The following is a 24,725-nucleotide window of genomic DNA, read 5'->3' on the forward strand; positions in this document are numbered from 1 at the left end:
CTAGTTCTGTTAAAATTCTATTTTAATTAAAAACTAATTAAATATTTAAAGCAATATATTTTTTATTGATTAGGTTAAATTCTTTTAGAACTTGCGGTATCTTGCATGTCTTTTATCTAGTAAATCTGCCAAATTTTCAATTTGAAATTTTTTTAATTTTTGCTCTATTAAGTCTTTTAATCCCTGTGCTTGGTTTTCTAAAACTTGTTCAGGCAAAACCCGTTCAACTATGCCCTGCTTCTTTAACCATTCCGGTTCAATGTGCATTATTTCCGCAGCTTTTGTAGCCAGTTTGGCGTCCTTCCACATAATTGAGGCAAATCCTTCAGGTGACAAAACTGTATACATACTGTGTTCCAGCATCCAGACTTCATCACTGCAGGCCAAGGCCAACGCTCCACCTGACCCGGCCTCACCAATAATAATAGTTAGAATTGGTACCCTTAACTGCAGCATTTCACTAATATTAGCAGCAATAATCTGCCCCTGGCCGTTTTTTTCTGCCTCTGCTCCTGGATAGGCACCAGGAGTATTAATAAGAGTGACAATAGGAACACTCATTTTAGCAGCTGTTTTCATTACCCGCAGTGCTTTACAATAACCTTGGGGCAAGGGACTGCCAAAATTAGTTGCCATTCGCTCTTTTAATTCTTGTCCCTTATTAGTTGCAATGACGCAGACACTCATATCTTTTATGGTTGCAAAACCCGCAATTATGGCTGCATCATCACTACTTGTGCGGTCTCCGTGCATTTCAAAAAAATCTGGAAACAGCTGGATTACCAACTGATGCATGTTGCTTTTATGGTCACTTCGTGCCCCATCCATGATGGCTAAAATTTTATCACTCGCCATGAACTTGAGCCTCCCATTTTTCTGCAGCAAAAATTTTAAGTATCTGACCAAGTTTGGCTACCTGTTCATCACGAGGAACAATACTATCAATAAAGCCATTTTGGTAGGCATGCTCAACTGTCTGAAAATCTGGTGGCAGTTTCTTATTAATAGTCTGTTCAATGACTCTGCGTCCGGCAAAACCTAATAAAGCTTTAGGTTCAGCTAAAATAATGTCTGCCTGCGAAGCAAAACTGGCAGTGACACCACCAGTTGTTGGATCCATAATTACGCTGACATAAAGTAAATGTGCTGCGCGATGATCATTCACTGCCTGCGAGATTTTAGCCATCTGCATTAGTGAATGAATTCCTTCTTGCATTCTGGCACCACCTGAGGCAGTGAACAGAACAACGGGTAATTTTTTTGTGGTTGCTTTTTCAAACAAGCGTGTTATTCGCTCACCAGTTGCTGTTCCTAGACTGCCCATTATAAACACCGGATCCATAATTCCTAAAGCAGTTTCGTAACCGGCAATATTTGCTTGGCCGGTTAAAACCGCATCCTTAAGTTTAGTTTTGGACTGCATTTTTTTAATTGTGGCTTGATAATTAGGAAAATTGAGTGGATCGATAGTCGCTAAATCTGCATCCCACTCCGTAAAGTCCCTTGTCAACATCTTTAAGCGTGCTCTGGCAGTCACTCGAAAACCGTAGCCACAATTAGGGCACAGCTGATATTTACCAGCACGATGAAAATAAAATTTATTGCCACATTTAGGGCAAATTCTAAAAATGCCTTTAGGAACATTTTCCTGATACTTTTTTAATGCACTGTGGGGATGACTTGCAAATCTAATTGCCATTAACCTGCGCTTCCTTTTCATTAGGTCTTAGTCGCTGAAGATAATCGGGTAAAAATTCTTGATCTATATACGTTGTTAAATATGTACCGGTCTGAAATTTTTTATCTTGCAGTAAAGCAATTAAAAAATCACGGTTAGTAACTAAACCTTTAATTTCAAATTCTTTAAGAGCATCAAGCAAACGCTTAATTGCCATTTGCCTATTAGTTGCATGTGCAATAATTTTAACAATCATCGAATCGTAAAATGGTGAAACGGTATCCCCACTGTTAACCCCACTTTCAATCCTAATACCCAGACCACTAGGCAATACCATTTTTGCGATCTTACCAGCTTGGGGACAAAAATTTTTACTAGGATCCTCTGCATTAATGCGGGCTTCAATTGCAGCACCATGGACATGCACATCTTCTTGAGATATGCTCAAATCTTTGCCTGCAGCAATATTAACCTGTTCTTTAACGAGATCAATCTGAGCAACTTCTTCAGTAATTGAATGTTCAACCTGAATCCTGGTATTCATCTCCATAAAATAGAAATGATGAGCAGGATCCATTAAAAATTCGATAGTACCGACATTTTCATAATTTATTGCCTTTATTGCTTTAACAGTTATCTGTTGCAAATAGTCTCTTTCTTTTGCACTGATTTGTGAACAAGGCGTTTCTTCAATTACTTTTTGCTGGTGACGTTGCATTGAGCAGTCTCTTTCGGGAAGTGCCACCACATGTCCTGTTTTATCTGCCATGATCTGTACTTCGACGTGTTTGGCTGGGGAAATAATTTTTTCCAGATACATTCTGTCGTCTCCAAAAGAAATTCTGGCTTCTTCTTGTGCCTGGTTGAATGCTTCTGTTAAGTCAGCAGCTTGAGTCACACGTCTTATTCCTTTTCCGCCACCACCGGCAACGGCTTTGAGCATTACGGGGTAGCCCACTTTATTGGCAATTTTTATTGCAGCCGTAGCATTTTTAACAATCCCATCACTTCCAGGAATAACAGGTATATTATTCTTGCGCATCATTTCCCGAGCGTTAGCCTTATTTCCCATTAAAGAAATGGTTTTTGACTTGGGACCAATAAAAACCAGGTGGCATTCTTCACACATTTGAGCAAATTCAGGACTTTCAGATAAAAAACCGTATCCTGGATGAATTGCATCTGCTTCTGTTAGTACAGCGGCACTGATAATATTTTGCATATTTAAATACGAATCGGCTGGTTGGGGAGAACCAATACATATTGCCTCATCAGCTTCTTTCACATGTTGGGCATGTTTATCAGCCGTTGAATAAACAGCAACTGACTTAATTCCCATTTCGCGTAAAGCTCGAATTATCCTTATAGCAATTTCTCCACGATTCGCTATCAAAATTTTTTTAAACATAATGTCACACTTTACTGAATTGCAAATATTAACTGGGCAGTACAGGCAACTTTATCTTTAACAGTTGCTTTTGCCTCACCAATCCCGGCATTTCCACGCAGCTTATCCAGCTTAACTTCTAAATTCAGAGTATCTCCCGGCTTAACCATTGTTCTAAAGCGAGCATTCTTGATACCTCCAAAATAGACAGTTTTTCCTTTAAATTCCGGCATCGTCAACAATGCAACTGCACCAGTTTGCGCCAAAGCCTCAGTTATCAAAACACCCGGCATTACTGGATTACTCGGAAAATGTCCCTGAAAATAGCTTTCATTAATTGTGGTATTTTTTTGAGCAACAGCATATTTACCGGGCTCATAATCTAAGACCTGATCAATTAACAGCATTGGGAAGCGGTGGGGCAAAATAGTCTGAATCTGCAAACTATCTAAAGTGTGTAATTTTTTTGGTTCACTCATATTTGCTTCCTTCATTCTGGAATAACCGTTATCAGTGGTTGATCATATTCAACCACTTGTTCATTTGTAACTAAAATTTTATCAATAGTCCCTGTAAAGTCGCTTTTAATTTCAGTCATCATTTTCATTGCTTCAATAACGCAAACCACATCACCTTTATTGACATGATCACCCGGCTTTTTATATTGAGGTTTTCCTGGACTTGCCTGTAAATAAACTATGCCAACAAGTGGTGCCTTAATTTTTAAAGTTTTCTGCTTAGGTGTATCTAAATTGCTAAGTTCTTGATGATTAGTTTCCTGCAGTGTTTTAGCAGACGATTGGCCCACAGGACTTTCTTCCCCAATTTCTATTGGTGTAGCTTGACTTTTATCAATCTTAATATGGCCACCTTTAAAGTCTAAATCCAGTTTGGTGATATCACTTTGATTAATTTCTGCGATTAATTTTTCAATTTCTTCAAAAGTCATTTAATCATTCCACCTTTTTAACGCAATCACCGCATTATGTCCACCAAAACCAAATGAATTGCTGATGGCATAATCTATTTTTTGTTGACAATTTTGTTTATTGACCAAATTAACTTTGCACTCGGGGTCTTGCTGGGTTACTCCTACATTTATCGGTAATAATCCTGAATTAAGTGCCAAAATTGTGGCAATAGCTTCAATAGCTCCTGCTGCTCCTAGTAAATGACCCGTCATGCTTTTAGTACTCGAAACTAAGACTTTGCTCTTTTGACCAAAAACCTGATTAATTGCTTTAGACTCAGCCCAATCATTTGCTTTGGTACTTGTCCCATGAGCATTGATATAGCCCACTTGCTCAGGGCTGACCTGAGCTTCATTAAGAGCCAGTTCCATAGCTCTTGCAGCCTGACTACCACTTGGATCAGGAGATGTAATATGGTGTGCATCGGAACTAGTCCCATAACCGACAATTTCACCTAAAATATGTGCGCCACGACTTTGAGCATGTTCTAGCGATTCTAAAACAAGAGAGCCCGCACCTTCTCCCATCACAAAACCGTTACGATTTTGATCAAAGGGAATACTTGCTTTTTCAGGATCCGTTGTCGTGGACAATGTTGAAATTGCAGCAAAACCAGCTATTCCACTTTCATTGATTGCGGCCTCTGAGCCACCAGCAATCATGACATCGGCATAGCCATCTTTTATCTGTCTGAAAGCTTCACCAATTGCATTTGTACTCGAAGCACAGGCAGTCACAATTGTGGTACTGATTCCTTGAGCATGATAGCGAATAGAAATATTGCCTGCTGCCATGTTAGCAATTGAAGTAGGAATAAACATTGGCGATACTCGATCCAGACCTTTTTCGTGCCATTTAATAACTTGTTCCTGGATGGTAGTTAGTCCGCCAATTCCTGTGCCCCAGATTACGCCAAAACGTTCACTATTGGTATTTTTATCATCAATTCCTGCTTGTTCCATGGCTTGTGCAGTTGCATACATCGCGTATAGTGTGAATGCATCCATGCGTTTTGTATCTTTTTTAGTTAAAAAAAGCAAGGGGTCAAAATTATCCAGTTGCCCAGCCAGTGTGACTCCACTCGTATCAGCATCAAAATAAGTGATCGGCTCAAAACCAATTTTTTGACTATTGAGTCCAGCTTCAAAACTGGCAACGTCATTACCAATAGGTGTTAAGGCACCCAAACCTGTAATTACTACTCTTGTCATTACTTACTCCTTACTGCATTGTCAATCCGCCATCTACCGTTATTGTCTGACCAGTAATATAGTCATTTTGGGCTAAAAAAACTGCGGTTTGTGCTATTTCTTCAATTTGTCCCAAACGTTTCAGCGGAATTTCCTTAAGTAATTGCTGCTGGATTTTTTCACTAAGGCTTCTAGTCATTTGTGTGTCAATCATTCCTGGAGCAATGGCGTTACAGCGCAAATTGCGTAATGCTGCTTCTTTAGCAACAGATTTAGTTAAACCAATAATTCCTGCTTTACTAGCGGCATAATTAGCCTGACCAATGTTACCTGTTAAACCAACTACACTCGATAAGTTAATAAAACAGCCTTTTCTTTGCTTATACAGCGGTCTCAGTGACTGTTTAATGACATTAAAGGTGCCAATCAAATTGGTGTTAACTACACTTAGAAAGTCTGCTTTAGACATGCGATTGAGCAGTCCGTCTTTGACAATACCGGCATTATTGACCACAACATCTAGATGTTCAAAATGATTGATAATTTTGGCAATCATTTCTTTCACATCTTCTTCTTTGGTAACATCTGCGCTAATAGCCATTACTTCAACATGATCTTTTTCAAACTGGTCGATGACTTCAGAACTAATTGGTCTGCGGGCATTTAAAACTATTTTTGCTCCCTGTTCGGCAAAAGCTTGAGCAATTGCCAGGCCAATACCGCGTGAACTACCAGTGACCAAGACCACACTATCTTTTAACTTCATGAATTAAACTCCTTTAAAGCAGAAATCGTTTCTTGCATATTGGCCACGCTATCTGTTTGATAGGTTGGTATTCCTTTAAGAATCTTTCGTGCAAAAGAAAGTAAAGTTTTACCTGGTCCTAATTCAACAACCGCAGTTATATCTTGACTATGCTGAGCCAAAGTTTTTGCAAAATAGGTAGTCGAAACTAGCTGCTCCGTCAAAGTCGAAACAAGGTTGTCAGGTGCAAACTCTTTTTGGGTCGTAGTGCTATAAATGGGGAAAGTACCATTATGCCAATCAACTTTTTGCAATTCAGTTTTCAAAGCTCCTTGAATTGATTTCATTAATGGTGTGTGAAAAGCACCGCTTACTTTTAGTGGAACTACACGCGCACCATCTTTTTCAAGTTGTTCACGCAAATTTTGAACTGCATTTTTTTCACCACCAACAACAATTTGATTAGGAGTATTAACATTTGCTATCCCAATCAGACCGGTTTTTCGGGCACCTTTTATAGCAGCTTCAACGCTTGCTATAGAACTCTTCATGACTGCTACCATAACTCCGGGATTTTGACTGCTTGCTTGTTGCATAAGTTCACCGCGTCTTTTTATCAAGTGAAGTGCTGACTCAAATTCTAAGTAGTTAGCACAAGCAAGACCGCTATATTCCCCCAGGCTAAGTCCGATACCTAATTTTTTAAAATCAGCATTTTCGCAAAGAATTTGGTACAAACCGTAACTCATTGTCAAAATAGCGGGTTGAGAATAACGGGTTTGCGCTAGTTTATTTGCTTTATCTGGGTCAAATAGTATTTCCGCGAGATCTAACTGCAATATATCACTTGCTTTAGCAATGATTTTCCGGTAGTGCGGTTCAGTTTGGTATAAATCATATGTCAGACCGGTTTTTTGAGCCCCCTGACCACTAAATAGTAAACAGATCATTTGCTTATCTTTCCCCATTTAGCAGTTTGTCTGCTTGACCATAAACTTCAGCTAGAATTTCAGCAGCAGGTTGTTCCTTTTTTACCATGCCGGCGATTTCACCTGCCATGAAAGATCCTGTTTCGCTATCACCGTCAATTACTGCTCTACGCAAACTACCAGTTCCCAGTTCCTCTAACTTGTCATAATCAGGATGCGGCTTTAACGCCTCTTCTTTTTCAAGTCCAATATATGTTTTAGCCATCTTATTTTTTAACACCCGTGAAGGATGGCTCGCATATTCACCAGTGACTAAAGTACTGGCATCTTTGGCACGTAAAACAGCTTTTTTATAATTAGGATGGATCTTTGATTCAGTTGCTACTAAAAAACGAGTGCCCATTTGCACGCCCTCAGCACCCAACATGAATGCAGCAGCCATGCCGCGACCATCGCCTATTCCTCCAGCTGCAATTACGGGAATTTTAACTGCATCTACAACTTGTGGTACAAGGGCCATCGTTGTTAATTTTCCGATATGGCCCCCTGATTCCATCCCTTCGGCCACAACAGCGTCAACACCTACACGTTCCATCATTCTGGCCAAAGCAACAGAACCAACAACTGGGATTACTTTAATACCAGCATCTTTTAACTTTTCTATGTATTTTGCCGGATTACCCGCTCCAGTAGTCACAACTGCAACACTGTCTTTATTTGCCAAAATAACCTTGACAACTTCATCTGCATAAGGTGAAAGCAACATCACATTTACACCAAAAGGCTTTTTTGTTAAAGATTTAGCTGATTCAATCTCGTCAGCCACAACACTGCCAGGTGCATTGCCCGAACCAATGATTCCTAAGCCACCGGCATTTGAAACAGCAGCTGCCAGCTTGCCATCTGCAACCCAGGCCATACCTCCTTGAAAAATTGGGTATTTAAGACCCAGTTCTTTCATAAATGCACTTAATTCCATTTGTTAACCTTCTTTCGCTGCCAGTTGTTTTTTAACAAAATCGACTAAATCCTGAACTGTTTCAATACCCTCTTCACTTTCAATCTTGATGTCAAATTCATCTTCTAATTCATTAATCACTTCAAACACGTCCAGACTGTCAGCATTTAAATCTTCTTTTATATTGGATTGAGCTGTGACAGCACTTTCGTCTTCTCCGGTTTGTGCGACAATAATTTCTTTTACTTTGTTAAAAATTTCTTCTTCAGTCATTTGTTTTCTCTTTCTTAATAAATTATCTTTATTGTTTTTAAAAATTTAAGGCAATGCTGGCAGCCGTCAGACCACCACCAAAACCACTTAAGATTAGTTTTTGATTGCGCTTAATGCTGCCAGAATTAACTGCTTCATCCAGCAGTATTGGCACACTGGCAGCAGAAGTATTGCCATATTTGGCAATATTTTCCAAAAATTTTTCTTCCGGAATATTTAGATGCTTTGCTATTGCAGATATAATGCGTCCATTTGCTTGATGGAGCAAAAACCACTGTACATCATCTTTTTTCCAGTTTGCTTTTGTTAAAACACGATTAATCGAATTAGGTACTTCATGGGTAGCAAAGTCATAAACCGATCTACCGTCCATCTCAAAATATTTCTTGTGTTTTGCAATCTTATCTGAACTATAGGGTGAACATAAAGGTTGGTACCCAGCTGTTAATTTTGCTCCCAGCTCTCCAAAAGCTGTTAAATCTTCAGCAATTATTCCTTCTGCTTGAGAACTTTTTTCAACTAGCACTCCCCCACTGCCATCCCCAAAGAGAACTGCAGTTGAGCGCTCTTGCCAATCTATCAACTTTGACAAAACTTCCGCTCCGATTACTAATCCTCGCTGATATGGTCCAGCTAAAAGTTTATCCGCGATCGCCAAAGCATAGATAAACCCAGAACACGCCGCATTAATATCAAAAGCTAATGCATTACCAGCGTGCAGTTTCCCCTGCACAATTGCTGCTGTTGAAGGTGTCAGATAATCAGGCGACATAGTGGCAATGATAATAAAATCTAATTGCTCGGGCTTGAGATCAGCTTTTTGCAACAGCAGTTGAGCAACAGTTAAAGCCAAATCCGAAGTCTGTTCATCTTGAACTACATGACGTTTCTTGATCCCGGTCCTTGAAGATATCCATTCATCTGAGGTAGTCATTATCTCCGCTAAGTCATCATTGGTAATTACCTTAGAGGGAACATAATGAGCAGTTTGACTAATTCTTAAGCTCATCAGTTATCGCTCCTTTTATTATCAATTCGGGCCGGAAACTCAAGAAAAGCACGCAGGTTCAACAAAGCACGTTCAATAATTGCCACCTGTTCATTATCAAAGCCTGCAATAAATTTTTTTACCATATGGCGGTGAAATGAATCGTGCGCCCGATAAATTAAGCGTCCCCGACTAGTTAAGCCCAGTCGTATTATCCTCCTGTCATCTTCACCGTTTATTCGCATGACATAGCCCTTTCGAACCAAGTTATTGACCATTGTTGACAGCGAACCTGCCGTCACCATCAACTCCCTTGCGACTTGGGAACTAGTCTTGTGTTCATACATGGTAATTGCGTCGATCGCATGTAATTCCCTTAGTGAAATGTCTTTAAATTCACTTTTGCGTAATTCGCGTTCTTCGACTTTCATGATATCTGAATAAACCGTAGACAAAAGATTATTGATGCGTTTTAAACTTGTCTCCAATAGCATCACCTCTTACTCAACTATATAATCTGTACTAATAAACTCTTGATACTAATTTATAAATATATATAAAGCTATAATTTAAATTTTTATTTCAAATAATCTCGCTTTATACCAACATTTAGCATCTCCTTTAAATACTTTTATATTCAAAATAAATTATTAGAGTATGATATGGTATTATTTACTAAATGTCAAACTCCTTTTTGCAATATTAGTTTATTTGCCTTGTCAAGGCAAGTATTTTTTAAGAAACTCTAAAAATAAATAGTTTGAATGTCAAAGTATTTTTGCAAATTTAATTAGGTATAAGGATAGATTATTAATGAATGGTTCAAAAAAACAAGAATATCTCAAAATATTGTTGAACAAATTTCAACTAGAAATTAATTGGTGGGAAAGCATCGATTCCACAAACTTGTATGCAAAACAAAAACTAGCTGCTAAGGGATATTCAGGTCCCGTGCTATACGGAAGTGATGAGCAAACTTCCGGCTATGGTAAACAAAGTCGTCACTTTATTTCACAAAAAGGGGGCATTTATCTTTCACTGGTGATTAAAGTGCCGCAATTGAACTGGCAGAATCAAGGATTGTTAACTACCGGTATTGCATGGCAACTACACTTGGCTATTAAAGAAGTATTTCATCTAGAGACTCAATTCAAGTGGGTGAATGATCTGCTTTTTAAAGGTAAAAAAATAGCTGGTATTTTGGTTGAAGTACCACAACCCCAAGTTGCCATTATTGGGATTGGCTGCAATCTTTACCAGGATCATTTGCATAATGAATTAAAAACAGCTGGCAACTTACTAACAAAAATTCCCAGTGAAAAGGAAATTTGTCAATTTATCGCTCAAATTACAGAAAATTTATTGGAATTTATTCCCCAATTTGATCAAAGCAATTTTTTGCCTGATTACAAAAAGAAGCTTGCACTAATGAATCATGACGTAGTACTGGCGCTCGGCAAGCAAAAAATACAGGGAAAGGTTACAGATTTGACGCAACAAGCAAATTTAGTTTTAGAAACTAAAGCGGGTTTAAAAAGTTATAACGTTGGCGAGGTCACAAAAGTAAGAGATTTTTAGCAAACAAAAAAAGACGAAATTCTTCGTCTTCTTATAAATACACATTAAAATTTCATAATTGGTTATAGCTTTTAGTATAGTAAACGCACCTGCAAATAATGTATTTTAAAGGTGCATTTAAAAAGCTATTACTTTCTCCCTGCTTTATTTAACGAATCTTTGACAGCTTCTTTTATTGCTCTGCTGGTTGCTGATGCTCCAGAAACAGCGTCGACATCGTAGGTGTTTTGCTCAACTATTTTTTGAGGTAATTCTTTAACCGCTTTTGAGCCGTAGTCATCACTTTCAGTTTGCTTCAAAATTTCGACATCCGCAATCTTGCCTGATTCATCCAAGGTGGTTCTGACAACCACGCCATCACCCATGCCTTGATTACTATATCCTAAATATTGATTAGGGCCAACTTTGAATTTTTGAGCGCCTTCATCACTTGAGGCAACAAAATTGTCATTAATTGGTGCACTAGTTAAATCCGTTGTATCGATTCTAGATATATCCTGTTTTATAACAGCAGCATTTTCCCCGGCAATTTTACCAGAAATTAAACAATCTGCAATATTACCACCGGTAGTATATTTATTAACAAATGGTGAACCCAATTCTCCTGCTTCAAACAAATGTGGAATTGGAATCCCATTAGGATCTAGTACTTGGGCATGACCATCACGCCGGCCGCCACCTTGAGTATTGAGCATATTTTGTCTCAGGGCAATTGCATAGAATGGCCCATTTTGACTAAACGCACGCAAAGTTGCAGGGTCACGGTGATAAGCATAATCTTTTCCTTGTTGCGCCATAAAATTGAACTCTGAAATTGTCTGAGACAGAACTGCTGGATCTTTACCAATTGCAGAAGCTAAATCAGCAATTGAATCAGCCTTAATAATATTATCCAAGAAATGAGGCACTTTAAGACCATCATCTGGTTCATTAAGAAGTTCTTCATATTTTTCCTGGTCAAAAATCATATAAGGATGGTTTTGATTCAACGGCACTACCCAATCACCATGATTATAAATATGACCATGTCGATTCAGTTCTGCTTCATTGAAGTAACGACTACCATCTTCACCAACAACGATTGCACTGCCTTTGGCTATTTCTGACCAAAAGACATTTAAAGCATATGTCGAACGAATACCTTCTTTTTGCCTTGGTGAAAGACCATGAAATTGCCCAAGCGATTCAAATGACCGCATATTCCACAACTGCGCATTTACTTCTTCCAGCATTTTAATGCCATCACCTTTATTGTACAGAGAACCAATTGGTGACAAATAAGAAGACTGCAGAAATGTCTGAATCATTTCCTTATTATTTTCAAAACCACCGACAGCTAAAACTACACCGTTATTTGCTTTAATGTTGCGTAAGACATGATCTCGTTCAATTTGAGCACCTAAAACAATTTTTGAAGTCCCATCTTGAACTAAATGTTTAGCCGGACTGCTGTACCAAACAGTAATTTTTTCTGAACGATCTAGTACTTTTTGGCGTAAAAGTTTCCACAGGGCAGCATCACTTGTGCCATTATGAACTAAGTAATCATCATAAGAATCAGCACAAGGCAATTCAGGATATTCAGTCACATATTTGGTTGAAGGAGTACCAGCCAACAATTTCTTCATGCTAACTGGCTTAACACCCAAATATTTTTCAAAATATTCAGTCATATTAGCCATACCTTCAATTAAATTGTTGAATGGTTCTTTGTCTGGTTGCAAAGGTGCTGCCAAGTTTTCATGGTACTTTTTTAAAGCTTCATAATCCGTACCAGCTCCTACCATTTGACCAGCATAGCGTGTATTACCACCCTCATGGCCTTCTGGCGCACTGTCGACTAATAAAACTTTAGCACCGCTATCTGCCGCAAATCTGGCAGCTGTGGCACCAGCTCCACCAAAACCTAAAACTATTACATCATAAACAGCATCCCATTTAAAATTGTGTTCATTATTCATTATTAAGCCTCCATATAAAAAGCTCTGATATAGACAACTTAATTATAATTCATAATGTTATCTTTGTGAATAAGGTAATTAGATGATTGTAAAACTTTTCTCTTTCTATAATTAAAATTTCATAAGTTTTAAAAAATAAAAAGATCAGCTTTGAATTACAATGTTGACTAGTGGTCATTCATAGTAAAACTAATTGATCTTTTATTTTAGTATTTTTAGAAAATCAACCTAATCTTCTAAAACTTTCATAAAAAGTAAAATATTATATAAATATTATTATACTAATTCTGCTTTAATTTACATATCAGCGATAATAATGATGACATTTCTTAAAAGATCCATAATATATTCCTCCTTATATAGCTTTTAAATAAATAATAACTCTATTATTAGCTTTTGTAATCCTTTTTTCCTATTTGAAAATTTTATCTAACCATTTTTTTAACATTAGCATTATACCCAGCTTGAATAAGAACGTCTCTTATATTTTTGGCTTCAATTTTTTTATTCTTTATCAGATCATCATAATACCTACCAAGAATTTTAGTAAAAGCTAGTTCAATATCATTTGGCAATTTTTCCACATATTGAAGAGGCAAGGAACAAAGACTATATTTCTCTTCTTTATAGCATAAGTCTGTATAATTTATCATTAATACACTTAATGCAACCATGATATTTTTATCTAATTTTTCAACTTTTTGGTAACGGTTGATAATATTATTAATTAAAAAAGAAGCCTCATCAAAACTATATATTTGAATTATATTTGCCAACAGAATAATACGATGATATTCATTTTCATCCGTATCTTTTTGAAAAATAACTTTCTTAATTTTATTTTTTTGAACTTTGTCTAAACGTTTTATAGCGTTAGTATTATGAGTTTTTTCTATTAAATTTGCTTGCAAAAGAGAGAATTTTATAAAAGCTGTCTTTGGCTTAATCAACTCTAATACTTTTATTATTTTTTTTAGTTCTAGATCGTTATCGCCATATGCTGCTTTAATAAACTTATTCATTAGGACTAAAACTTGTTTTCTATTATCTTTATTAGTTTTAAAGTCCTCAAAAAATTTTTGTGGACTAATATCATGCTTTTGCAAAATATCTAAAAAGTCATTTACTCCAATATCATTTAGTCCTCTTTCTACTTTCGAGTAAAATGAAACAGAAATAACTCCAGCCACCATTTCTGTTTGAGTCAATCCTAATTCTTGACGTAAGCTTTTTAATTTTTTACCTATATAGTTCATTTAATCTCCTATCTTTTTATGCTATATATGACTTCACAATTATGAGCACATTTGAGAAAGCTGGCAAAACTTATTATTTAATTTTAATAAAATGAGCTAAAAGAACAATGGTGTTAAACTAAAGAGTCTAAGTTTGTTATAATTTAAGGTATTAACAACATTTTAATATAACAACTTTAGGAGATTTGACATGCCAAATTTTCATAATACTAAACTTAAAAAAGAAGTAGTTTTAAGAGATCCAGTTCACGAATACATTCACATTGAAGACAAGGTTATACTTAATATCTTGAAAACCAAGGAATTTCAAAGAATGCGCAGAATTAAGCAACTTGGTCCTATTGCCTATGTTTTTCCAGGTGCAACACATACTCGATTCGAGCATAATCTAGGAGTTTATGAGTTAACTCGCAGGATTTGTAATATTTTTGCAAAAAAATACCCATCGCAACGTTCAGGCGATGGACTTTGGGATGATAGCAACAGATTATTAGTCGAGTGTGCCGGACTTCTGCATGATATTGGGCATGGTCCATATTCACATACCTTTGAGCACCTTTTTGACACAAATCATGAAAAAATTGGGCAAAAGATTATTACTGACCCCAGTACAGAAGTTAACCAAGTCTTGCAAACTGTTTCCCCGAATTTTCCAGGTCTTGTAGCCAGCGTCATTGCCAAAACTTATCCCAATCCACAAGTAGTCAAAATGATTTCTAGTCAAGCAGATGCCGACAGAATGGATTACTTGCAGCGCGATGCTTACTTCACTGGAGTTACTTATGGGAAATTTGATTTATCCAGAATTTTGCAAGAAATCCGTCCCTACAGCGAAGGAATTTGCTTTACCATGGCAGGAATGCATGCCGTTGAAGATTATATTGTTTCTCGTTATCAAATGTATCAACAAGTTTATTTCCACAGAGTGGGACGTTCAATGGAAGTTATTTTACAGCATTTGCTTGAAAGAGCCAAAATCATTTACCAGCAAGGTAATTTGCCAGTTACTCCTAGTTTAGCAAAATTTCTAGCCAATGACTGGACACTTGATGATTACTTGAAGCTAGATGATGGCGTAATGGAAACCAATTTTTCAATGTGGACAAAAGCTAATGACCCAATTCTCTCTGACTTAGCAAAGCGTTATCTCTTCAGAAAGCCTTTAGCCAGTGTATGTATCAATCAAGAAACCAAAAATTTGTTGCCAAAATTAAAAGGTTTAATCAAACAAGCGGGTTTTGATCCAAATTATTATACGGATACCAACTCAGCTTTCGATGAACCTTATGATGCTTATAAACCCTCTGGTAAAAATGCTAACAGTCAAATTGAAATCATGCAAGACGATGGGCAATTAATCGAATTGTCACATTTAAGCCCCCTCGTACGTTCATTGAATGGAACGTTGCAAGGTGATGAACGATTCTTCTTTCCTAAAATCATGATGTCAAATAGTGATGAGCCCCAAATTTTTGATCCATTATACCAAAGATTTCAACGTTATGTTAAAAATGGTACCTTGAGGTACTTGAGAAAGCCAAAGAAATAAAATAAGCAGCTGAATCGCTGATTCAGTTGCTTTTACTACTTTTGTTGTGATTTAAGTTAAAAATATAATTCTTTTCAATCTTTAACATTTTTGACCAAATGAATTTCTCTGTCGAATAGCTGTTTCATTTGTTCATTAAAACTGTGAGCGATAAAAATAACAGTAGCAGAAGTGGACGTCACTTCATGCAAGATTTGCATAGTAGCTTGCTGATCGATTGCACTAGTTCCCTCATCAATCAAAATTATTTCACTTTGATGAACTAAAGCCCGCACCAGAACAATTTTTTGTCTTTGTCCTCCCGAGATATTTAACTTGTTCAAATCGATTTTTTGATTTAGTCCATCGTCAAATTTGGCAATGTCTCCCGCTAATTGTACTTTTTCAACCAATGACGGTAAAGCGCTTTTTAATTTGTCTACAAACATCGTCATATTGTCAGCAACGCTCACCGGAAAAAGCACTGGATCTTGGGGAATATAGCCAATTTTACTCATATCTGGGTTAACAACAGCACCATCCTTGTCTTTAAAAACAATCTGCCCTGAAGTTGGTTTGATTTGTCCGAGAATGAGTTTAAACAAAGTTGATTTTCCAGCTCCAGAATCACCAGTCAGAAGCACTTTTTCACCTGACTTAATATTAATGTCTGGAAAAATTAGGCTTTCACCATTAGGAAATTGCAAACTAAGATCATGGGTACTAAGTGATGCTGGAGTTGCTACTTCTTCAGCTTGCTCTTTTTTAACTGGCGCAGCCGTTTGGGCAATCTCCTGATTTAAAGTTTTGGAGCCCTTTATTTGTCCATAACGACTAACTATGATTTGAATACTTTGCCTTAAGTAGAAATTACAATTGCCTACTCCAGTAATTGCACCAAATGCTACTATTTTAGCTTGAAACAAATAACCCGTTAGTAAGAATAAAATTAATGAAAAAGAAACTGATACCAATCCATTAATTATACTTAGTAATTGTGTAACCCCATTTTGCTTGACATAAGCATCTTCTAGCTCCTTAGCTGCATCATTAGTTACTTTAAATAGTTTTCCTCCGGCAAAATAACGTTGTAGTTCTTCAAGGCCATTAAGCCACTTTTCTAAGCAATCGAGATATTGATTATTACTCTTTGAAATCTTGGTCATTGAATTTTGTAGTGGCTTTTCTAATAATTTTGGTAACAATAATGAAATAGCTACCATCAAAATAATTGTGAGAAGTAAACTCCAGTGTAATGAAATAAGCAGAACAATTACAGATACTAAATTAATAACACCACCAATTAGACCAAAAAATGGTGCAAAATAATTTTCTTGGCTCTGATTCAGGTCATTTGTTAATCGATTTTGAATCTGGGCAACAGAATGCTCTTTTTGATCCGCATAAAAGTGAGATACAGATCTTTTTCTGATATGAAAATTAAATTCCTCTTGTTGTTTTGATAGAAGGAACGCATGCAGTCCTTGTATTATATATTGAAATAGGAAAGGCATAAATGAAATGACATTTATAATTAAAAACTGTTGGAATTTCTGTTGCTGAATTGCTGTGGTTTCAAGCATAATTAATTGTGTAGTTACAATTGGTAAAGTCCACTCTAAAACGGTAATCAAAATTAGTATCATGAAGCGTAAAGGGTTTTGCTTATAAAAGTCCTTAATTGTCATAATATCTTACCTCCTTTTTATTGCTTTATGTTTTCGTTAAGTGAATTTCTCTGTCAAACATTTCTTTCATTTGATCATTAAAGCTGTGTGCAATAAAGATTACTGTAGCAGAACTCGATGTGATTTCCCGCAAAATTTGCATTGTCGCTTGCTGGTCAATAGCACTGGTTCCTTCATCAATCAAAAAAATTTCACTTTGATGGACTAAAGCTCGTACTAGAACAATCTTTTGTCTTTGACCACCAGAAATATTCAATTTGTTTAAATCGATTTTTTGTTCTAAACCATCATCAAACTTGGCAATATCGCCAGCAAGTTGAACTTTTTCAACTAATTGTGGCAGTGCACTTTTTAATTTATCGGAAAACATAGTCATGTTATCAGCAATAGTTACCGGAAAAAGCACAGGGTCTTGCGGAATATAGCCAATTTTACTCATATCTGGATTAATCCTTGAACCATCTTTATCTTTAAATATGATTTGTCCAGAACTTGGCTTGATTTGTCCTAAAATAAGTTTAAACAATGTTGATTTGCCAGCTCCTGAATCTCCAGTCAACAGTATTTTTTCACCTTGTTCAATATTAATATCAGGAAACTGCAACCTTTCACCATTGGGAAATTTTAAATTAAGATTGTGAGTGCTAATAGCGACTGGTCTTACCTTTTTTGCAGTTTTCACCTTTTTTACTGGTGTCGCTGTTTTAGCAATTTCTTTATTTAGAGTTTCGGACCCCTTCATTTTCCCATAAGAGGTTACTATAATCTGAATTCCCTGTCTCAAATATGATTGGCAGTTGCCCACTCCAGTAATGGCACCAAACACAACTAGTTTTTGTTGAAACAAATAACCAACTAATGAAAATAAAATCAAAGAGAAAATAGCCGATACTAGGCCATTTATTACGGTTAGTAGTTGCATAGCACCATTCTGTTTAACATTAGCATCTTCTAAATTTTTAGCAGCTTTACTCGTTACCTTAAATAATTTTGCACCACTAAAATAGCGTTGTATTTCTGCAAGACCATTAAGCCATTTCTCCAGGCAATCTAGATATTTTTGGTTGGTCTTAGAAACTTGAATCATTGAATTTTGCAAGGGCTTCTCCAACAGCTTTGGCAAAATTAAGGAGATTAGTACCATTATTGATATGGTAACAAGCAAACTCCAATGTAATGAAACCAATAATATAATGGTAGAAACTATAATGACTACTCCCCCAATTAAGCTAAAAAAAGGAGTAATATAATTTTGCTGACTTTGAACTATATCATTCGTTAACCGGTTTTGAACTTGTGCTACTGCATGGTCTTTTTGATCTGCATAAAAATGTTTAGTGGTTTTATCTCTGATTGCAACATTATATTGCTCTTCCTGCTGAGACAAAATATATTGTGACAGCCCTTGCAGTAGATAATCTGCCATTAAACATACAAAAGCACATACATTAACAATTAAAAATATTTTAAAATTGCCTTGTTGAATTGCCGTAGTTTCTATAATACTGAGTACAGTACCAAGAATTGGCAGTGCATATAAACCAATATTGATTAAAAGTAAAACAATAAAGCGTAAAGGATTTATCTTATAAAATTCTTTAATTGTCATTTTGATTACCTGATTTTTTACTTGATTTTAAATTGATTTGATAATCAAACTTGTCTTTTAGTTCCGGACTGAAGTTATGTGCAATCATTAAAAGTGTTTTATCGGTATCGAGCAAATTGCCAATAATTTCACTGGTAGATTTACTATCAACTGCACTAGTTGCTTCATCAAGTAACAAAAATGGTTCATCATGAATTTCGGCTCTGGCCAAAACTACTTTTTGTCTTTGTCCACCTGATAAATTGCCTTGATCTAAATCGACCGTTGTATTAATTTGATTTGGAAACTTGGCTAAATCTGGCACCAATTGAACTTTTTTAACAGCTTCTTTTAGTTTGCTAACCAGTTTACTGTTAAACATCGTAATATTATTTGCAATAGTATCAGGAAAGAGCGTTGCATCTTGTGCTATGTAACCTAGTCGAGCTTGCTGAGGCGATATTTTAGTCCCGTCTTGAGCAGTAAAGAAGACCTCACCAGTTTTGGGCTTAAGTTGTCCGAGCAGGACTTTGAATAGAGTTGACTTACCTGTGCCTGAATCTCCTGAAAGTAAGACCTTATCGCCTTTATTAATAGTAAAATCAGGATAAGATATACTTTCTCCATTTTGATATTGCACTTTCAAATTGTGACATTCAACACCATAAACAACCGTTCCAGGCTTTTTTTCAGGTATTGGTTTTGTTAAATCAGCAATTTCCTGACGTAACTTTTTGGTTGATCTCATTTGCGTCATTGCGTTGATAACTTCCCAGAGACCATTAAAAATGGTCGAAGCAAAGCTACCTGTTATAAACCAATCACCCAAAGTGATTATATGATTAAAAAATAGTAATCCACTGAATAAACTTGACCCAATTTGACCATTAGCATTACCTAAGCCGTTAATACTAATCGAGATCCCTTGTACTTTTTTTCTATAAACATTGGCTTCTGCCAGTTTCCGACTATCTTGACCAAGCGCTCTATCTAGTCGGCCACTTGCACTGTATCTGCGCAATTCACTTAAACCAGAAAACCAATTTTCAATTGTATTTAAAAGCTGTGCGTTTTTCTTGGCTGCTGCGGCTGTGGAATTAGATAACTTTTTTGTCATAATTTTAGGTAGAGTCAACACAATAATTGCTGCTACAGCAACAAATAAAATTAATGACCAGTGAAGAGTTATCAATGTACCAATTGCGAAGATAAGACTTAACAAGTTGGTCCAAATTTGAATCCAAGGCGTAGCATAATCGTCTGTTAAAATCTTGAGATTATTACCTAACTCATTTTGTATTTCTGATACCTTATAACCGCCAGAATTGTAATACCGCCGCATTATTTGGGAACGAATATTATGTAAGCATTCTTGAACTTGCTTATTAAACAAAAATGTTCCCAATGGTAAGGACAAAACAGTGAAGATTGAGACAATAAAATCAATGACTAACCAAAATACAAATCTGTCCCAGTTGCCTCTTGTTAAATCATTGATTGCATATTTAAAAAGGTATGTTGCCAATGTTCCACAAATGGCATAACATAAGAAAATAATTAGAATGAAAATTCCTCGAAAAATATTGGTTTTAAAAAGATCTTTAAGTGACATTGCTCTTTTATCCTTTCATCTTTGGTATGTTTTTATTAAACTTTAATTTTATTTTTAATGCAATAGGATTTCACTAAGGGGTCAATAAAGCTGACTAAGTGGTAATTCTGTCAAACTAAAAGATCTGCTTAAGTTAAGCAGATCTTAGTAAATTCTGTATTCAATTAATGTTTATCTTTTTCATATCTGGTGTTAAACAATGGACTAAGTGGTTCATGCTTCTGAATGCATTTAATTGCATCCCCAATAAGCGGACCAACAGATACCAGAAGAGTTTTTTCCAATTTCTTTTCTACTGGTTGATTAATAGAATCAGTTAGAACCAGATTTTTAATCGGAGAATCATTCAATCTTTGAATAGCAGGTCCTGATAAAACTGCGTGCGTAGCACTGGCATAAACTTCAGTTGCCCCAGCATCTATTAAAGCTTGGGCAGCTAGAGTAATCGTACCCGCAGTATCAATCATATCATCAATAATGATAGCGCGTTTACCTTTAACGTTGCCAATAATATTCATTACTTCTGAAACATTGGCTCGTGGACGGCGTTTATCGACAATTGCAATTGGTGTCTTTAAAAACTCTGCTAACTTGCGGGCACGCGTTACGCCACCATGATCAGGTGAAACGACAACAGCATCTTTTTGCAAATTGTTTCTCAAAAAGTAATCAGCAAGTAGTGGTGCACCCATTAAGTTGTCAACAGGGATATCAAAGAATCCTTGAATTTGTGGTGCATGTAAATCAAGTGACAAGACCCTGGTAGCTCCAGCTTCTTGCAACATGTCAGCAACTAACTTAGCAGTGATTGGTTCACGTGGTCTAGTCTTACGATCTTGGCGAGCATAACCATAATAAGGAATCACGATATTAATTGTTTGTGCACTTGCACGGCGCACAGCATCAATCATGATTAATAATTCCATTAGGTTATCATTAACCGGTACACTGGTTGACTGAATCAAATAGACATCTTTACCCCGGACAGATTCGTCAATGTTAATTTGAATTTCACCATCGCTAAAGCGTTGCACGCTGGACTTACTCAGGGGTACCCCCACCCGCTGTGCAATTTTTTCCGCCAGCGGAACATTGGAATTGAGGGCAAACAACATCATATTGTCTTTATAAGACATAATTTCCTCCGTATTAAAATTGTTAACAACTTATTATTTTACCAAAAGTTGTCTGAAAAAGTTACTTCCTATATTATTATTCAACTTTAACGAACGACATTCAAGCCCTGAATCTTAGTTTATGTAGTAATTTACTGAAGTTTTAAGTAAACTTCAGTAAATACCAGAACGAAGATTATTGTTATTCTGAAAAATTTTCTCCTCATAGTTAATAATAGAAATTTTCTTTTCTATATTATTTGGAATTAAAAAAAGTGTTCCTTATAATTATAGCTTTTGCTATTAAGGAACACTTAACTGAAACTTTTAATTCAAACTATTTAAAACGTCACTTACAATGCCATGATGTTTAGCTAACAATTGTTTGGCTACTATTTTACTTTTACCCGTTTTAGCCATCACTATTGCAAGAGCAACATCATTGTCTGCTTTTTTTAAAAAGCTCAGAGCTTTAGCAGTCGGAATTGCTACCGTTTCACTAATAATACGGCAGGCACGATCAACTAGCTTATCGTTGGTTGGTTGCACATCAACCATCACATTTTGATAAACTTTGCCTTGTCTTATCATTACACAGGTTGAGATCATATTTAAAATCATTTTTTGAGCAGTACCGGCTTTCATACGGGTTGAGCCGGTTATCACTTCAGGACCAACCACAGCATTAATTGCAATTTCAGCGATTTGACCTATCACTGAATTTGGCACACAAGCTACGGCTATAGTTAGAGCTTGAACTTTAGCGGCATATTTTAACCCGCCAATAACATAAGGAGTTCGGCCACTGGCAGCTAAACCAATAACAATGTCATTTGCCGTTAATTTAAGATTTTTCAGGTCAGTTTCTCCCATCGTGATGGAATCTTCTGCACCCTCTACAGCAGCAAACATAGCTTTTTCGCCACCTGCAATCAAGCCAATTGCTCTTTCCGGCTTAATACCGTATGTCGGAACTAGTTCAGCTGCATCAAGCACGCCTAATCGTCCACTAGTTCCAGCGCCAATATAGATTAAACGACCACCCCGGCCATATCTTTTTGCAGACTCATCAATTGCAAGTGCAATTTGTTTTTCGGCTCGCGCAACAGCAAGAGCTACTTTTTGATCTTCAGCATTAATTGTTTTGACCATATCCATTGTAGACATCGTATCAATGTGTGTTGTTGCGGGATTTCGCGCTTCAGTTTCTAAGTTTTTAATTTCCATATTCTATCCGTAAATTAATTCGTTTTACAGTTGCAACAATCTGATTGGCAGTAACCTTGCCTGTAGCAATAGGAGAAATACTTGTGACATCTTCCATATTGTTAATCATTACCATCACGTCTGTTGGCTTGCCCGCAGCTTTGATAGCTGGAACATCCATTTGAGCAATAACGTCACCGCGTTTAACATACTGTCCACTTTTTACTTTTATTTCAAATGGAGCTCCCTTTAATTCAACAGTGTCAATTCCAAAATGCAAGACTAATTCCAATGGACCTTGATCTGATTCCATTGTAACTGCGTGTTTCGTATCCATAATTGTTAAAATACGTCCATCAACTGGAGCAACAATTTTACCATCATTATCAGGAATTACAGCAAAGCCGTCCCCCAGCATTTTTTGAGCAAAAACATCATCTTTTACAGCAGATAATTCTTCCAATTCACCATTCACGGGACTGGCTAAATTAACAGCCACACTTTCATGACTTGTTTTATCATCCTCGGGATTAACAAAAGAGCCATCCTCATTTTTAGCAACTACAGCGCTCTTAGGTACGCCAAAGAAATAAGTTAGAATAAAGCCGCCAATATAAGCTGCTAATAAACCAATACAATAATTTAATGCTTTATTGTGGGCAATTAACGGAATTAAAGCAATACCAGATGTACCAATAGCGATTGAGCCGACATTGCCGAAGGCTCCTAAAACGGCACCACCAATACCACCGCCTAAACATGCAGTAATAAAGGGACGACCTAAAGGAAGAGAAACACCATAAATTAGTGGCTCACCTACTCCTAAAATTCCGACGGGCAAAGCCCCCTTAATCAGCTTAGTTAATTCTTTGTTCTTACGACATTTAACCCATAAAGCAATTGCAGTACCTACTTGTCCGGCACCCGCCATTGCTAAAATAGGCAATAACGGCGTATAACCCATCTTTTGAATCATTTGCAAATGAATTGGCGTTAAAATTTGATGCAAGCCAAACATAACCATTGGTAAGAACACTGCACCCAAAATAAAGCCGGCAACAGGTCCACCAACCTTTAAGACCCAGTTAATTCCGCCAATAAGTGAGTTTGAAACCCAACCAGCAAAAGGCATAATGATAAAAATAGTAATTAGACTCATTACTAATAAAGTTAAAAATGGCGTGAAGATGATATCAACTGAATCAGCCATATATTTGTGGAAAAATTTTTCAACATATGACAGTAGCCATACTGCAAGTAAAACTCCGATGATACCACCCTGTCCGGCAGCTAACGGCTGACCATTAAAAATATTTGGTATTACCATAGGAGCTACCACACCAGGCAGCATTACTACACCACCGATGATACCACCAAGTCCAGGTGTGGCATTAAATTCCTTAGCAGCATTAATACCAACATAAATATTTAAGTAGGCAAATAGTCCATTGGCAATCACACCTAAAACGGTGATGCCTAAGTTCCAGCTTGCCGGCAGCATTTTGGCTGTCAACATATTTCTTAAAATACCTGATACACCAGAAATTAAACCAGCACCAACAAATGCTGGAATTAAAGGTATGAAGATAGACGAAATATGTTGTAAGACTGCACGCCACCAAGTTTGCTTTAAACTGGCTTTATGGGCTGCGTGAACTTCTTCAGCTTTCTCCATAACTTCGCTCTTGTCTTTTTGATAAGAACTTTCCTTAGCTGTTACATCTGGAAAAGGATCATTTTCATTTACTCCAGCTGCATTAACCATGCTTTGAGCAACTTTAGCATTAACACCAGGACCTAAAACTACTTCCAGCGTTTCACCATCAACTACTCCCAAAATGTCTTTAACTTGTTTTAAACCAGCTAAATCCACTTTAGATTTATCCCTGACCGTAATTCTCACTCTGGTCATACAATGGTATAAAGATTTAACGTTTGCAATACCACCAATATGATCATAGATTTCTTGGCCTATTTCGGAATATTTATCTGTACTCATTTTTTCCTCCTTTTTTAAAGACAAAATAAGTATATTATTTATTAGACCAATTTGCAATCTATGATATAATTTTGC

At 36.6% G+C, this 24,725-nt stretch carries 22 protein-coding genes; 2 read left to right on the forward strand and 20 right to left on the reverse strand.

Annotated elements, in window-relative coordinates; genetic code table 11:
• Window positions 1–84 precede the first annotated feature (84 nt).
• The 12 genes from ACZ2M0_RS00390 to ACZ2M0_RS00445 are packed head-to-tail and all read right to left on the reverse strand — an operon-like array spanning window position 85 to window position 9,613.
• Window positions 85–855, reverse strand: coding sequence for a carboxyl transferase domain-containing protein (locus ACZ2M0_RS00390; RefSeq protein ID WP_490058113.1), 771 nt, complete (start codon window positions 853–855; stop codon window positions 85–87).
• Window positions 845–1,699, reverse strand: coding sequence for an acetyl-CoA carboxylase carboxyltransferase subunit beta (locus ACZ2M0_RS00395; RefSeq protein ID WP_490058114.1), 855 nt, complete (start codon window positions 1,697–1,699; stop codon window positions 845–847). Before ACZ2M0_RS00395 ends, ACZ2M0_RS00390 begins: the two co-directional genes overlap by 11 nt.
• Window positions 1,689–3,086 carry an acetyl-CoA carboxylase biotin carboxylase subunit gene (locus tag ACZ2M0_RS00400; protein WP_490058115.1) on the reverse strand — a complete coding sequence of 466 codons (1,398 nt, stop codon included), beginning with the start codon at window positions 3,084–3,086 and terminating at the stop codon, window positions 1,689–1,691. Before ACZ2M0_RS00400 ends, ACZ2M0_RS00395 begins: the two co-directional genes overlap by 11 nt.
• An 11-nt stretch (window positions 3,087–3,097) precedes the next feature.
• Complete coding sequence (gene fabZ, locus ACZ2M0_RS00405; protein WP_490058116.1) at window positions 3,098–3,544, reverse strand: 3-hydroxyacyl-ACP dehydratase FabZ; 447 nt, start codon at window positions 3,542–3,544, stop codon at window positions 3,098–3,100.
• Window positions 3,545–3,555: 11 nt separating this feature from the next.
• Window positions 3,556–4,014: an acetyl-CoA carboxylase biotin carboxyl carrier protein gene (locus ACZ2M0_RS00410; protein WP_490058117.1), complete on the reverse strand. Its 459-nt coding sequence runs from the start codon at window positions 4,012–4,014 to the stop codon at window positions 3,556–3,558.
• Window positions 4,015–5,247: a beta-ketoacyl-ACP synthase II gene (gene fabF, locus ACZ2M0_RS00415; RefSeq protein WP_490058118.1), complete on the reverse strand. Its 1,233-nt coding sequence runs from the start codon at window positions 5,245–5,247 to the stop codon at window positions 4,015–4,017.
• A 10-nt stretch (window positions 5,248–5,257) separates the two neighbouring features.
• Window positions 5,258–5,992, reverse strand: coding sequence for a 3-oxoacyl-[acyl-carrier-protein] reductase (gene fabG, locus ACZ2M0_RS00420; RefSeq protein WP_490058119.1), 735 nt, complete (start codon window positions 5,990–5,992; stop codon window positions 5,258–5,260).
• Window positions 5,989–6,939 (reverse strand): ACP S-malonyltransferase, encoded by a 951-nt coding sequence (locus ACZ2M0_RS00425; protein ID WP_490058120.1) that lies wholly within the window; start codon window positions 6,937–6,939, stop codon window positions 5,989–5,991. The genes fabG and ACZ2M0_RS00425 overlap by 4 nt, the downstream gene beginning before the upstream one ends.
• On the reverse strand, window positions 6,926–7,879 hold the full coding sequence (fabK, locus tag ACZ2M0_RS00430) for an enoyl-[acyl-carrier-protein] reductase FabK (RefSeq protein ID WP_490058121.1): 954 nt from the start codon (window positions 7,877–7,879) through the stop codon (window positions 6,926–6,928). Before fabK ends, ACZ2M0_RS00425 begins: the two co-directional genes overlap by 14 nt.
• 3 nt (window positions 7,880–7,882) lie before the next feature.
• A complete protein-coding gene (locus ACZ2M0_RS00435) occupies window positions 7,883–8,131 on the reverse strand; it encodes an acyl carrier protein (protein ID WP_338206878.1) in 249 nt (82 codons plus the stop codon).
• A 37-nt stretch (window positions 8,132–8,168) separates the two neighbouring features.
• Window positions 8,169–9,140, reverse strand: a complete 972-nt coding sequence (locus ACZ2M0_RS00440; RefSeq protein WP_490058122.1) for a beta-ketoacyl-ACP synthase III — start codon at window positions 9,138–9,140, stop codon at window positions 8,169–8,171.
• Complete coding sequence (locus tag ACZ2M0_RS00445; RefSeq protein ID WP_490058123.1) at window positions 9,140–9,613, reverse strand: MarR family winged helix-turn-helix transcriptional regulator; 474 nt, start codon at window positions 9,611–9,613, stop codon at window positions 9,140–9,142. The genes ACZ2M0_RS00440 and ACZ2M0_RS00445 overlap by 1 nt, the downstream gene beginning before the upstream one ends.
• Window positions 9,614–9,932: 319 nt before the next feature.
• On the opposite strand from ACZ2M0_RS00445, the gene ACZ2M0_RS00450 reads away from it, so the two are divergent.
• Complete coding sequence (locus ACZ2M0_RS00450) at window positions 9,933–10,697, forward strand: biotin--[acetyl-CoA-carboxylase] ligase (protein WP_490058124.1); 765 nt, start codon at window positions 9,933–9,935, stop codon at window positions 10,695–10,697.
• A 128-nt stretch (window positions 10,698–10,825) separates the two neighbouring features.
• Here ACZ2M0_RS00450 and ACZ2M0_RS00455 read toward each other — a convergent pair whose 3' ends face one another.
• Window positions 10,826–12,658, reverse strand: coding sequence for an FAD-binding protein (locus ACZ2M0_RS00455; RefSeq protein ID WP_490058125.1), 1,833 nt, complete (start codon window positions 12,656–12,658; stop codon window positions 10,826–10,828).
• A 425-nt stretch (window positions 12,659–13,083) separates the two neighbouring features.
• The gene (locus tag ACZ2M0_RS00460; protein ID WP_490058126.1) at window positions 13,084–13,914 is read right to left on the reverse strand and encodes a helix-turn-helix domain-containing protein; all 831 of its coding nucleotides are present in this window, start codon (window positions 13,912–13,914) and stop codon (window positions 13,084–13,086) included.
• A 190-nt stretch (window positions 13,915–14,104) separates the two neighbouring features.
• Between ACZ2M0_RS00460 and ACZ2M0_RS00465 the strand changes: the two genes are divergently transcribed.
• The gene (locus ACZ2M0_RS00465; RefSeq protein WP_490058127.1) at window positions 14,105–15,463 is read left to right on the forward strand and encodes an HD domain-containing protein; all 1,359 of its coding nucleotides are present in this window, start codon (window positions 14,105–14,107) and stop codon (window positions 15,461–15,463) included.
• 74 nt (window positions 15,464–15,537) lie between these two features.
• Here the strand turns inward: ACZ2M0_RS00465 and ACZ2M0_RS00470 are convergent, their stop codons facing one another.
• The 6 genes from ACZ2M0_RS00470 to ACZ2M0_RS00495 form a co-directional block, all read right to left on the reverse strand.
• Window positions 15,538–17,130 carry an ATP-binding cassette domain-containing protein gene (locus ACZ2M0_RS00470; protein WP_490058128.1) on the reverse strand — a complete coding sequence of 531 codons (1,593 nt, stop codon included), beginning with the start codon at window positions 17,128–17,130 and terminating at the stop codon, window positions 15,538–15,540.
• Window positions 17,131–17,155: 25 nt separating this feature from the next.
• Complete coding sequence (locus tag ACZ2M0_RS00475; RefSeq protein WP_490058129.1) at window positions 17,156–18,739, reverse strand: ATP-binding cassette domain-containing protein; 1,584 nt, start codon at window positions 18,737–18,739, stop codon at window positions 17,156–17,158.
• Window positions 18,729–20,330 carry an ATP-binding cassette domain-containing protein gene (locus ACZ2M0_RS00480; protein WP_490058130.1) on the reverse strand — a complete coding sequence of 534 codons (1,602 nt, stop codon included), beginning with the start codon at window positions 20,328–20,330 and terminating at the stop codon, window positions 18,729–18,731. Before ACZ2M0_RS00480 ends, ACZ2M0_RS00475 begins: the two co-directional genes overlap by 11 nt.
• 164 nt (window positions 20,331–20,494) lie before the next feature.
• The gene (locus ACZ2M0_RS00485) at window positions 20,495–21,466 is read right to left on the reverse strand and encodes a ribose-phosphate diphosphokinase (protein WP_046332547.1); all 972 of its coding nucleotides are present in this window, start codon (window positions 21,464–21,466) and stop codon (window positions 20,495–20,497) included.
• A 306-nt stretch (window positions 21,467–21,772) separates the two neighbouring features.
• A complete protein-coding gene (gene murQ, locus ACZ2M0_RS00490; protein WP_490058131.1) occupies window positions 21,773–22,672 on the reverse strand; it encodes an N-acetylmuramic acid 6-phosphate etherase in 900 nt (299 codons plus the stop codon).
• Window positions 22,662–24,650 (reverse strand): glucose PTS transporter subunit IIA, encoded by a 1,989-nt coding sequence (locus ACZ2M0_RS00495; protein ID WP_490058132.1) that lies wholly within the window; start codon window positions 24,648–24,650, stop codon window positions 22,662–22,664. The genes murQ and ACZ2M0_RS00495 overlap by 11 nt, the downstream gene beginning before the upstream one ends.
• Window positions 24,651–24,725 lie beyond the last annotated feature (75 nt).

It is taken from the genome of Lactobacillus sp. VURO6/B1 (VP7), from assembly GCF_058139575.1.